The 13,973-nt window shown below is 65.9% G+C and carries 2 protein-coding genes and 3 pseudogenes; 3 read left to right on the forward strand and 2 right to left on the reverse strand.

Annotation, left to right across the window (positions count from 1 at the left end; all coding sequences use genetic code 11):
* Positions 1-171, reverse strand: a pseudogene (locus AB0N90_RS30625) (IS5/IS1182 family transposase); the annotation flags it as partial.
* A 114-nt stretch (positions 172-285) separates the two neighbouring features.
* Positions 286-962: pseudogene (locus AB0N90_RS30630) on the reverse strand (transposase family protein); the annotation flags it as partial.
* 100 nt (positions 963-1,062) lie between these two features.
* Between AB0N90_RS30630 and AB0N90_RS30635 the strand changes: the two are divergent.
* The 3 genes and pseudogenes from AB0N90_RS30635 to AB0N90_RS30645 all read left to right on the forward strand — a co-directional run bounded on the left by AB0N90_RS30635 (position 1,063) and on the right by AB0N90_RS30645 (position 13,964).
* Positions 1,063-1,985, forward strand: a pseudogene (locus AB0N90_RS30635) (transposase family protein).
* Between the two features lie 648 nt (positions 1,986-2,633).
* Positions 2,634-6,959 (forward strand): LamG-like jellyroll fold domain-containing protein, encoded by a 4,326-nt coding sequence (locus AB0N90_RS30640; RefSeq protein WP_365202118.1) that lies wholly within the window; start codon positions 2,634-2,636, stop codon positions 6,957-6,959.
* A gap of 246 nt (positions 6,960-7,205) precedes the next feature.
* A complete protein-coding gene (locus AB0N90_RS30645; protein ID WP_365202120.1) occupies positions 7,206-13,964 on the forward strand; it encodes an RHS repeat-associated core domain-containing protein in 6,759 nt (2,252 codons plus the stop codon).
* Positions 13,965-13,973: the final 9 nt, after the last annotated feature.

Raw genomic sequence — 13,973 nt, forward strand, 5'->3', positions numbered from 1 at the left:
CACCGCGACCATCAGCACCCGCTCGGCGAGCGGCAACGACCACGGCCGGCCCCGCAACGTGCCGTTGCCGCCCCGCTCCCGCACCACCTTCAACAAACCCGAAAACCGCGTCATCCGCAGCCCGGTGAACGTCTCCACCCACACTCTTTCAACACGTAACACCGCAGCCAAGCCTAGGAGATGCCCAGCTCACGGCCTTGTGCAACACCCTTTAAAGAGGGTTGCAGAAGGTCGGTGGTGGACAGGGTTGAGTGACAGCTGACCTGCTGCTTTCACCCTGTCAGTGTGCATAGTGGCGACGGCGTGGTGGAGGCCGTCGCCCCTTTGGGGGCAGTCGCGAAGGATCTTCCAGTTCTTCATCCGGGCGAAGCTGTGCTCGACACGGGCCCGGACGCACCGGTGTTCGGCGTTGTCTTCCTCCTGGCCGCGCAGGAGGGGGCGTCCGGCTCGTCTGCGGTGCGGGACGATCAGCCCGGTGCCCAGGTATGCGCCGCCCGCGATCACCGTCGTGCCCGCCGCCACGGCGGGCAGATCTGACTCGCGCCAGATGTGTGCGTCTGCCTTGTTGCCGGGAGCCGGCCGGGCCGAGGCCACCACCAGGCGGGTGTCGGCGTCGATGATGACCTGCACGTTCGCCGAGAACCGGTAGTTGCGGGAGGAGGCTGCGACCTTACGGTCACGGACCGGGATCAGGGTGCCGTCCACGATCCATGACCGGTCGGTGCCCGGCACCGGCCGGGGCGCCGGCTCCAGTGCGAGCAGGGGTTGCAGGCGCTGGATGACCCGGCAGACACGGCTACCACCAGCACCCGCTCGGCCGGCGGAAGACACCACGGCTGGCCACCACCGGGGCCGATGCCGCCCCGCTCCCGCACCACCCGAAGCAGCTTCTCAAAACGCCCCATCCGCAACCCGGTGAACGTCTCCACCCACACCGGCTCAGCCCTCAACACCCCACCCATACAGGGAAAATGCCCGCCATCAAACCTTCTGCAACACTCTTTACGAGTTGGTGCGTGATAGCGGGTGAGGGTCATCGCAGGTGGATGGCATGATCTCGCCGTGGCGATCACGGCCAATCGGACGGTGCTGGCGCACTGTCTGTTCACGGGGCTCTCTCGGCATCATCTTGCTTGCCTGGTCGATGAGTTGGCCGCGCCGTGGCAGGCCGGGGTCGAGGGTCGTCGCCATGCTGCGCGAGGAGGGGCCAGGAAGCGGGCCGAAGGTGCCGGCGCCCGTCATCAGCTCGTGTTCGTCGATCGGCTGGTGGCACGCTGATTCATCTGCGGCACGACTTGCCGCACTCGGTGCTGGGGCTGCTGTTCGGCGTCGACCGGTCGGCTGTCACCCGGGCGATCGCAGAGGTGCGCACGCTTCTGGCGGAGCGGGGGTGCGCGGTTCCCAACCGTCCCGGCCTGCGGCTCCGAACGCTGACGGACGTCTTTGCCTATGCCCAGGCCGAAGGCGTCGAGCTGCGCCTGGATGCCACCGAGATCCAGGTCCGCAGGCCACCGGCCGGCCGCGGCGGTCGCCGTGCGTTCGTCTCGGGCAAGAAGAAGCAGAACACCATGAAGGCCACCGTCGTCGCCGACGATCAAGGCCGCGCGTTATGGGCCGATGCCCTGCGACCGCGGCGTATGCACGACGCCACGGCCGCCCGCAACGAAGGTATCGCCGTCTGCTTCCAGCACTTCCCCGACGTCGAGGTCCTCCTGGACGACGGCTACCTCGGCCTGAGCCGCGACCACCGCGGACAAGCGATCACACCACCCAGAAAACCTCGCCCCGGAGCACTGCCCGGCAGAGTCGAACAGTGGGAACGCGACCGCCACGGCCACTCATCCGACCACATCACCGTCGAACACGCCCTCGCCGACCACAAACGCTGGAAGCAACTGACCCGCTGGACACACCGCCGCGACCGCCTGCCCGACGCTTACCGTGCCATCGCCGGCCTCGTCTCCGACCGCACGGCCAACATCTGAAGACGGCTGCAAGCAAGGCAAACACACCCCACCCGCTATCACGCACCAACTCGTTAGACGTATGCCGTGCCCGTCGGCGGCCTCGTGGACGGACTGCCACTCGGCGTCATGGGTTGGAGGCCGGAAAGAGATGGAAGGCGCCAGGACTGAGGATCATCGGCAGGGCTTCTCTCAAGCGTATGCCCCACGTCACCCGGGCGCTCGGCCAGGCGGCCTGATGGTCTGTGTCAAGAGGCAGAGGCTCTTACAGGAACCGCATTGGCCGGGTGTCCGGATGCTTACCGTCGGCAGCTCGTTCCGCATTGGGAAATCCAAATCTGAGCAAAGCGGACCACGGTTGATGTCAACGTAGTTGGCTGGATCTGGAGGTTCCATTTGCGCTACCTCCGCCGGAAATTCACGCCTTCAAAAAGGGGTGAAGGCCTGTTTTTAGTCCTAGGTCCAGCGAATCGCCCGTGTGGCCGAAACTGCCACCCTTCGGACCTGAGGAGTGAACGGTAAGCCCTTGACCTGCACACGTAAAAGCTAGGTAAGGTTCCTCTCCTTTGGAGATCTTGTGACTCCCGGGTGGGGGTTCTGTGGGGAAGAGGGCTTGTGTTGGGTGGGGTTGGGCGGGCGCCCTCGCGCCGGGCATGGAGAGCACTACTGGTGTCCGCGATTGTCGCCGGCGTGGTGCCTGCGGCCGGTTTGACGGCTGCCGGGCCAGCCACTGCGGTGTCACCGGTCAAAACAGCGAAGCCGGCGAAGTCGGTAACCTCTGGAGCGCACCGCTCCGCGCTGACACAGAGTGCGGCGGTGACGCAAGCCGCCGACACAGGCCAGCGGGTGGAGATCACCTCCCTGCGGACCGAGTCCAGCGAGACGTACGCCAGGCCTGATGGCGGCTTGGAGTCGGATCAGCATCTGCGGCCGGTGCGTGCGCGGGTGGGCGGGGCGTGGAAGGCGATTGACAACACCTTGGTCAAGCAGCCGGACGGCAGTGTCGCGCCTGCGGTGGCGGCAGTGGGGATGTCGTTCTCGGGGGGCGGCTCGAAGCCGTTGGCGACCTTGGAGCGGGCCGGGCGGAAGCTGTCGTACAGCTGGGCTTCGTCGTTGCCGGCTCCGACGCTCAGCGGCGACACCGCGACGTACAAGGGCGTGCTGCCGGACGTGGATCTGCAGCTGCGCGCGGACACCGATGGATTCCACGAGCTGTTGGTGGTCAACACCGCGGATGCTGCGAAGAATCCGGCTCTGGAACGGTTGACGTTCGGGGTGAAGGCCGATGGTCTGGCCTTGTCGGAGACGAAGGCCGGGGGCCTGGAGGCCACCGACAGTGCGGCCGGCGGAGTGGTGTTCTCCGCACCGCAGCCGATCATGTGGGATTCCGGTATCGATACCACTGCCGATGCTGGGGCCAAGACCAGTGCCAAGTCCCGCATCACGACGATGACGTCGGATGAGCCCTCGGGCGGCACCGCCGACTATCCGTCTCAGGGGCCGACCGACTCGTCGCAGGTGGCGCCGATCGGGGTCGCGGTCGACTCGGGCTCCTCCCAGCTGACGCTGACGCCGGATCACTCCCTGCTGACCGGATCGGACACGTCGTTCCCGCTGTTCATCGACCCGCAGACGTACACTCCCAAAGCGGGGGACTGGACGGTGGTCTCGAAGTACTGGGCCTCCAGCCCGCAGTACCGCTTCAACGGCGACTCGGACGAGGGCTTGGGCTACTGCGGCTGGTCCTACTGTGCCCCCTACGACACCAAGCGGCTCTTCTACTCCTTTCCCACGTCGAAGTTCGAGGGCAAGTCGATTCTCAGTGCGACCTTCGTCGCGCACGAGACGTGGTCGGCCTCGTGCAGCGCGCGGTCGGTCGAGCTGTGGCGGACGAAGGGCTTCTCGTCGGGCACGACGTGGAACTCCTCGTCGGACAACTGGCTGGACCGCCTGGACACCAAGAACGAGGCGCACGGATTCTCCGGCTGTGCGGCGTCGGATGTGGAGTTCGATGCCACGTCGGGGGTGAAGTACGCGGCGGCGCACAACTCCTCGACCACCACCTTCGGGCTGAGGGCCTCGGACGAGTCGGACGCGTACGGCTGGAAGCGGTTCTCCGACGACGCCTATCTGCGGGTCCACTACAACATGCCGCCGAAGCAGATCGGCATGTCGCAGCTGTCGATGAGCCCGGGCGGGACGTGTCACAGCCCCTCGAGCCCGGTGCGGATCGGCAGGTTGCCGTCGATCAGCGCCAGCAACGTCACCGACCCGGACAAGGACGAGGTGGCTGTCCAGTTCGAGCTGTCGTGGGACGCCGGGGACGGCAAGGGCTTCGCGACGCAGTGGACCTCGTCCAAGATCGGGCCGAAGAAGTCCGGGTCGACGTTCTCCACGACGTTGACCTCCACCCTGCCCAACGGCAAGACGATCCCGAAGAACAAGACCATCGGCTGGGCCGTGCGGTCCGTGGACTACGACCAGGGCACGTACTACAGCTATTCACCGTGGTCGTACACCGGATCGGCGACCGACTGCTACTGGGTGTACGACACCAGCGTGCCCGCAGGCCCGGTGATCACCTCGGGTGACTATCCGGCGGTGGACGACTCCAACCCGGACGACCCGACGTACGACGGGGTCGGCCGGGACGGCAGCTTCACCTTCGACTCGTCGTCCACGGACGTGGTCAAGTACTGCTACGGCGTGAACGCCGATCCGGTGTGCGACGCCGACCACACGGTGACGACGACGAGCGGGGCGGCGAAGTCGGTGACGTTCCGGCCGACCCGGGCGGGCACGAACTTCGTGTACGCGCAGGCGTTCGACGGCGCGGGCAATGCGAGTGAGCCGGAGGTGTACGAGTTCCGGGTCAAGCAGGGCCAGCCGGCCCCGGCCGAGTGGCAACTGGACGATGCCGCCGGTGCCACACAGGCCGTCGGCACGGCCGGCAACCGGACCCTCGACGTGGTGGGTTCCCCGACACTGGGTGCGCCGGGCAAGGTGAACACCGGAGTCGAGTTCAACGGGACGGACTCCTACCTGGCGTCCGACATACCCACCGTGCACACCAACACCAGTTTCTCGGTCGCGGCATGGGTGAAGCTCGATCAGATGCCTTCGACCGCGGCGGTCATCGCTGCCCAGCCGGGCAACAACGCGCCGGGATTCGAGCTGTACTACTCCCAGGGCTACGACCGGTGGGTGTTCAACCAGAACACCTCCGACTCGGCTTCAGCCACGCCGGTGCGAGCGATGTCCTCGACCGCCGGCGGAGTTTCAGCGGGGCAGTGGTACCACCTGCTCGGCAGCTACGACGCGGTCAATGGCGTGCTGGCGTTGTACGTCAACGGACAACTGGTCGGGTCGACGAGTTACACCACGCCATGGGACGCGCGGCGCGGTCTGCAGATCGGCGCCAGTAACTACTCCGGTTCGGCCGTGAACTTCTTCCCCGGCACGATCGACGACGTCCGTATCTACGACAAGGCCCTGGCCGCCGGAGACGTGACGCACCTGTACAACGGCGAGCCGATCGGGACGGGGCGTCCGGCCCGGGCTGTCTTCCCGTTGGACGAGCAAGCCACGCAGACCGACGGCACGCCGACCACCGAGGTGCACGGACGGGCGGATGTGGAGCCCGCCGTTTTCCACGGCGGCGTCACGGCGGGCAGCGCGGGCGCCCAGGACAAGGCACTGACGCTGGACGGCACGACCGGCTACGCGGCCACCCGCTCCTCGCACGTCAACAATGTGCACAGCTTCTCCGTGGTGGGATGGGCGAAGTTGTCGTCCAAGCCCGACCACGCCGCCACCATTGCCACCCAGACCGGCACCCATCGACCGGGTTTCGAGCTGTACTACTCGGCCACCTACGGCTGGTCGTTCGACGCCTACACCGAGGACTCCGACAGCGCGTCGATCGTGCGTGCCGCCCAAGGCGACACCACCCACTCACCGGCAGGCGTATGGACGCAGCTGATGGGTTCGTACGATGCGAACACCGATGACATGCGGCTGTACGTCAATGGTGCCTGGGTGGCCACGACGACGTTCGCCGCACCCTTTTATGGCGGTGGCCCGACGCAGATCGGCGCCAGTTCCTTCGACGGCGCCCCAGGGAACTTCTTCCCCGGCCAGATCGATGACGTGCAGCTCTACGACCGGGCACTGTCGGGGCCGGAAGCCGCGGCGATGTACCACAACCAGCTCCAGGTCGAAGGCCGTTGGCAGATGGAGTCCGCTTCGGGCACTCCGCAGGTCTCCCCCGACGCACTGCCGACGGCGGCCGACCGGCACGCGCTGACCCTGGGCAGCGGCGCACAGCTCGATTCCACCGGAGCCGACAGCATGGTCGGTATGGGCGCTCTGGTACTGGACGGCACATCGAACAGCTACGCGTCCACCACCGTCTCGCCGATCCACACCAACACCAGCTTCACCGCCAGCGCATGGGTATCCACGCCCGCCCGGCCGACCAAGCCGGTGACGGTGATGAGCATGGCCGGGGCGAACACCAGCGGCTTCTCCGTGCGGTATGTGCCCGACGCCACCGACCCGGCCAATGCGGGCAGATGGCAGTTGCAGATGGCGAACGCCGACAGCGCAACCGCGGACACCTCGATCGCCCCGGACACCAGCTTCCAGAACAACGGTGCCTGGGATCACATCGCGGTCGTCTACGACCAGATGGCCGGGCAGATGCGCCTGTACGTCAACGGTGAACTCCAGCAGAACGTGTGCGCGGACAGCGATGGAGACGGCACCCCGGACGATCCGACCTGCACGGAGTCAGTGTCGTGGAACTCCTCCGTGCTGCCGTTCGACGCGGCCAAGGGCCTTCAGCTGGGCCGCACCAAGACCGGTGCGTCCACCTGGGGCGAGTACTGGCCGGGCGTGATCGACGACGTATGGGTCTTCGCCGGGGTGGCCTCCGACAGCCAGATCGCCTCCCTTGCCAGTGGGACGGATCTGGATACCACCGCCGGGCCCTGACCGAGGGAACGACCGGGGCGGCGCACAGGTCACCACACGCCACCCCGAAGCGCGCGATCAACGCTCGGTGGTGACCACCAGACGAACCGTGAGCCGCCGCGTCACCGTGACGGTGACGCGGCGGACATCGAGGGATGGGGACGTACGAACGTGATACGCGGACGGACATCTTGGGTCCGGACGACGCGGCAGCTTTCCTTGCTGGTCTGCTGGCTCCTGGTCGCCGGAGTACTGCAAGGGGCTGCCGTGCAGGTGGCTCATGCGGATGACATGCCAGGCAAGCCGTCTCCGGGCAAACTGGTGGCCGGCCACCCGGTGACCACGAAGGTGCCGCGCAAGAGCGACGGCCTGCCCCACCATCCCGCACACGCCCCCGCGCACGCGTGGGCAAAGCCGGGAACGGCCAGCGTCACCATCCCGTCGGCCACGGCCAAGTCCGCCACGGTGCGGGCCGGAAGCCTGCCCGTAGCCCTGACCACCCCGGCGTCGAAGTCCGCCCACGGCATCAAGGCGGCGAGCGCGTCCGCACTCAGCGGGAAAGCGGCGGTACGGGTGCTCGACCAGAAGGCCACCCGAGCCGCCGGAGTGGACGGCCTGCTCTTCACCGTGGCACGACAGCCGGGCGCTCACGGGAACTCGATCGGGGTACGGGTCGATGACACCCAGTACGCCCGGACCTATGGAGGCGCGTACACGGCGCGGATGCACCTGGTCCGACTGCCCGCCTGCGCGCTGACCACCCCCCGGAAGTCGTCGTGCACCAGGCAGACCCCCGTGCGCACCGTGAACGACCCGGTCGCACACACCCTGACCGCCGGGGCAGTTTCCTTGTCGGCAGGTTCTGCAAGCAGCGACGCGGTCGTACTGGCGGCTACTTCGGGCACGTCCAGCGACCACGGCGACTACTCGGCCACCTCGCTCTCCGCGTCATCCACGTTCAACGTGGGCCTCAGCGCCGGAGACTTCTCATGGTCGTACGACATGCCCGTTCCGGGCGTACCAGGCAACTTCATACCGAACGTGGGCCTGTCGTATGACTCGAGCGGGATCGACGGCCGTACCAGTAACAGCAACAACCAGTCCTCCTGGGCGGGTGATGGCTTTGACCTGTGGCCGGGATACATCGAGCGCAGCTACAAGCCCTGCGCCGACGAAGGCGTGAAGGACTCCTCGGGCAACAAGGTCGGGGACATGTGCTGGGCGTACGACAACGCAACTGTCTCCTTCAATGGGCACTCCGGCCAGCTGGTGGCCACCGGCACCAACTCGTTCCGGATCAAGGGCGACGACGGTACAAAGATCGACCGGATCTACGGCAGCACCAGCGACGTGCGGTCCAACGGCGCCCACAACGACGAGTACTGGCGGATGACCACCACCGACGGCACCCGCTACTACTTCGGTTACAACCGGTTGCCCGGCTGGGCCAGCGGCAACACCACCACCAACTCCGCCTGGACCATGCCGGTCTACGGCAACAACGCCAACGAGCCCTGCCACGACTCCACCTACGCCACCTCGTGGTGCCAGCAGGGCTGGCGGTGGAACCTCGACTACGCCGTCGACCCGCACGGCAACGCCATCGCCTACTACTACAACAAGGAATCCAACTTCTACGCCCGGGACAACACCGCGTCCAACCCCACCCCGTATGACCGCGGGGGCTATCTGGACCACATCGAGTACGGCCTGAAGTCCGCCGCCATGTACTCGACCAAGGCGCTGGGCCGAGTGGACTTCACCACGGCGGAGCGGTGCCTGGAGACGACCACCGGCACCTGCGACGAGTCGAAGATCGACGCCAACTCCTTCTACTGGTACGACACGCCGTGGGACCTGAACTGCAAGTCGAGCGGCGACTGCGACAACTTCGGCCCTTCGTTCTGGTCGCGTAAGCGACTGACCTCGGTCACCACACAGGTACTCAAGTCCGGCAGCACGTACACGCCGGTGGACACCTGGGACCTGACCGACCAGTGGGGCATGGCAGACATCGACTACCAGCTGGAACTGGCCTCCATCCAGCACACAGGCAAGGCCGACACTCCTGAGGGAGCTCCGGATCTCACGCTGCCGAAGGTCACGTTCGGCTACGACCAGCGGACCAACCGGCTTGACATCACAGGCGACAACACTTCACCGTTCATCAAGGAACGCGTCGCGACCGTCGACGACGAGAGCGGCGGTCAGATCGACGTCACCTACTCCAAGGCCGCCTGCGACGCCGCCAGCCTTCCGACCCCGGACTCCAACACGACGCGGTGCTTCCCGCAGTACTACACCAAGCAGGGCGACGAGAACCCGTCCCTGCAGTGGTTCAACAAGTACGTGGTGAGCCAGGTCGTGCAAACCGACCGGACCACCAAGTCGCCCGACATGGTGACCCAGTACGACTACCTGGGCGGGGCGGCATGGCACTACGACGACGATGACGGCATCACCAAGGAGAAGTACAAGACCTGGTCGACCTACCGCGGATACGCGCACGTGCGGGTCGAGACCGGCGGCCAGGACCCGGTGGGCATGCTCTCGCAGACCGACCACTACTTCCTTCGCGGCATGGACGCCGACAAGACCTCCGACGGCACCCGGAGCGTCAGCGTCTCCGACGACAACGGCGGCACCATCACCGACCATGACTCGCTGGCCGGGGGCGAATACAAAACAGAGCACTACTCCGGGCCCGACGGCAAGGTGCTCGACAAGACCGTCAACACGCCCTGGCATCACCAGACCGCCTCGGTGACCCGCAGCTGGGGCACCATAGCCGCGAACCTGACCGGCACCGCCGAGACGCGCACATGGACCTCGCTGGACGGCGGCGACGGATCCTCGTGGCGTATCACGGACGTGAAGAACACGTTCGAGGACGCCACCGGACGCATCGTCCAGACCGACGACGAAGGCGATGTGTCCAAAGCCGACGACAACAAATGCACTCGGACCACGTACGCCGACAACACCACCGCCGGCATCCTGGACACACCCTCCCGGGTACAGACGCTGTCGGTGGCGTGCTCGGTCACCACTCCGGACTACTCCAAAGACATCATTTCCGACGTCCTGGCGGCCTACGACGGACAGGCATACGGGGCAGCGCCGACGACCGGTGATGCCACCCGCACCGCCACGCTGAAGTCCAACGACGGCACCACCGGCACCTTCCTGGAATCCGGCAAGGCCTACGACGCCTACGGCCGCGTCACCTCCTCCACGGATCTGACCGGCAACGTGACGGCCACCCAGACCGGCACCCCGCAGCGCACCGCCCGCTCCGACGGTGAGACCTCCACCACGGTCTTCGCACCGGCCACGGGCTTTCCCACCACGGTGGCCGTGACCTCGCCGCCGGCCACCACCGGAAACTCCGCCACCGCGCAGACGGCCACCACGACCCTCGACCCGGTGCGTGGCCTTCCGGTGACAGTGGTGGACGCGAACAACAAGCGGACTGATACCACCTACGACGCGCTGGGCCGCAGTCTGAAGGTCTGGCTCGCCGATCGTTCCAAGGCCAACGGCCAGACCCCCAACTACTCCTACTCGTACACCGTCACCGACGACAAGCCGGTGACGGTGGGCACCACCACGCTGGCGGGCACGGGCACGCAGACCGCCTACACCATTTACGACGGGTTCCTGCGCGCACGACAGGCCCAATCCCCGGGCCCGCAGGGCGGCATGCTGGTGGCCGACACCTTCTACGACGCCCGCGGCCTCGTCGCGAAGTCCTACGCCCCCTACTACCAGAAGCAGGCGCCCTCGACCGTCCTGTCCGCACCGGACGACGCCTCGAAGGTGGAGACGCAGACCTGGAACACGTATGACGGCCTGGGCCGGATCACCCAGAGCCAGGAGGTGGCCGGCAACAGCGACGGCGGCCAGGTCCTTTCGACCACGACCACGGCCTACGGCGGCGACCGCACCACGGTGACCCCGCCGCACGGCGCCACGCCGACCACTACCATTGTCGATGCCCGGGGCAACACGCGGGAACTGGACCAGTACCACGGCCCCACCGCGACCGGGGCGTACGACAAAACGCTGTACGACTACACCCCGGCCGGCAACCTGGAGAAGCTGACCAGCCCCGCCACCAACGTCTGGTCCTACACCTACGACCAGCGCGGCAACCAGACCACGGCGGTCGACCCCGATTCGGGCACCACCACCTCCCACTACGACGACCGCAACCAGTTGGTCAGCACCACCGACCAGCGCGGCAAAACGATCACCCACGTGTACGACGGGCTCGGCCGCGAGACCGAGACTCATGACGGTGACGCGACCGGCCCGCTGCTGACCAAGCACGTGTGGGACCCCACCGGATTCAAGGGCCAGCTCGCCTCCGCCACCCGCTACGTCGGCGGCGCGTCCGGCTCCGCCTACACCGTGGCCAACCAGCTGTACGACAACCTGTACCGGCCGCACCGAACCACCACCACCATCCCCGCCGCCGAAGGGGCGCTGGCCGGCTCGTACCAGAGCAACGTGCAGTACAACGCCGACGGCACCGTCCAGTCCATCGGCTACCCCGCGGCAGGAGCCCTGACAGCAGAGGCCGTAACTCCGACCTACGACGACCTTCTGAGGCAGACCAAACTGTCCGGCTCAGGAGGCGCCACCTACACCACGGACACCACCTACGACTACACCGGGCAGGTACTGCAGTACACCTACCAGGCGGCCGGGCAGAAGATGACCCAGGTCACCAACACCTACGAGTGGGGCACCCAGCGCCTGTCCAACTCGCGGGTCGACCGCCAGGACGTCCCCGGCACCGACAAGTCCGCGACCTACGGCTACGACCAGGCAGGCGACGTCACCTCCATCACGGACGTCACCCGCGACGGCACCGACGCGCAGTGCTTCAGCTACGACGCCCTCGGCCGGCTCGACGACGCATGGGCACAAGGCGCCACCGACTGCGCCACCACCCCGACGGCATCCGTGCTCGGAGGCCCGGCACCATACTGGCAGTCCTTCGGCTACGACACCGACGGCGACCGCACCTCCGAAACCGACCACTCGACGACCGGAGACACCAGCAAGGACACCGTTCACACCTACGACTATCCGGATCCCAAGAGCCGGCAGCCACACGCCGTCACCCAGGTGCACACCACCAGCGCCGCCGGCACCGCGCTCGCCTCCTACACATACGACGAGGACGGCAACACCAAGACGCGATCCGTCGGCGGCGACAACCAGTCCTTCACCTGGGACAGCGAGGGCCACCTGGCCAAGGTGACCGCGGACGACGGTCACGGCGGAACAGAGAGCACTTCCTACGTCTACGATGCCGACGGCAACCGCCTGATCACCCGCACCGACAGCTCCACCACTCTGTTCCTCGGCGCCACCGAGATCACCCTAGCCAAGGGATCGACCACCCCGAAGGCCACCCGTTACTACGACCTCGGCAGCGGCAACCAGGCCGTACGCACCGACGACAACCAGCTGTCCTTCCTCATCGGAGACACTCACGGCACCAGCCAGCTCGCCATCGACAGCAGCAACCTGAACATGCAGCAGCGCCGGACAACCCCGTTCGGTGAACTACGCGGCACGCAGCCGACAAGCTGGCCCGGCGACAAGGGCTTCGTCGGCGGAACCAACGACGCGAGCACCGGACTGACCCACCTCGGTGCCCGCGAATACGACCCCACTACTGGCCGGTTCCTCAGCGTCGATCCCATCCTCGACCCCACTGATCCGCAGAGTCTCAACGGCTACAGCTACGCCAACGGCAATCCTGTCACTCTGAGTGATCCCTCGGGGTTGAAGCCTGCCAGTCTCTGCGGCCGAGAGGGCAGATGCGACGACGGAACTCACGAGACCTTCACCCAGAACAATGACGGAGGGTGGACGTATCACTCTGGACAGGACAAGGTCGGCGCAGCCCGCGATGACGGATCGAATGTAGTCACGCACACCTACGTCGATGGCAACGCAAAGGTCCAGTTTAAAACAACTATTGTGGGCGATAAGGAATATCTAGGCGTACTTCCTGAAGGTGAGAATCGAAGAATAACGGAGGCGAAAGATCTCTTCCAGACATTCGTCTTCGACTACAAGCTGGCTGGTCAATGCGCGCACAATCTGACGTGGAATTGTGCCTGGCTGGCTGCGGATCTTCCATTTGGCAAGATTGCCAAGCTTGCCAAGCTGGGTAAATTGGGCAAAGGGGCTGAAGTTGGTGAAGTGTTGGAAGCTGCTGCATCGTGCGCCAAGCACAGCTTCCTGCCCGGTACTCAAGTCCTCCTGGCTGACGGAACCACCAAAGCAATCGAGGATGTAAGGACGGGCGATTTCGTCCAGGCTACCGATCCTGATACCGGAAAGACGGTTAAGAAGAAGGTCGTCGTCACCATCACTACGGCGGACGACAAGGACTTCACTACCCTCACTACCGCTACGAAGAGCGGCGGCAAATCTACAATCACAGCCACGGATACCCATCCCTTCTGGGTCCCTGAACTCAAGAAATGGGTGGACGCCGGCATCCTCAGACCCGGCCAGTACTTGCGCACCAGTACTGGCACCCACGTCCAGATCGTGGCGGTCGCCCGCTACACCAAGCGCCAGCGGACATACGACCTCACCATTGATGACGTTCACACGTACTATGTGCTGGCGGGGGTCACGCCGGTACTCGTTCACAACAGCAACTGCCGCTTCGGCGCCCCGCTCAAGGATGGGATTTTCGGCCAGAGCAAGGCCGCAACCCAGAGTCGAATCCAAGAGGTCGTTGACTTCTACGATATGAACGGGCGACCGCCTGCCATGACACACCAGGGCGGTCGGAGAGGTCGTCCTGCCGGAGAGTACGGAAATGGCAATGGGCAGCTCCCAGATAGGCCGCTCGGCTACTACACCGAGAGCGATGTTTGGCCTTCCGGAAGAGGGACGGGAAATCGAGGGACGGAGCGTCTCGTATTCGGGCGGAAGGGTGAGGTGTACTACACCTCCAATCACTACGACAATTTCATCCGGCTTCGATGAGGAGTTGGC

Source organism: Streptomyces sp. NPDC093018 (assembly GCF_040684035.1).
In the GTDB taxonomy this organism is placed as follows: Bacteria; Actinomycetota; Actinomycetes; order Streptomycetales; family Streptomycetaceae; genus Streptomyces; species Streptomyces murinus.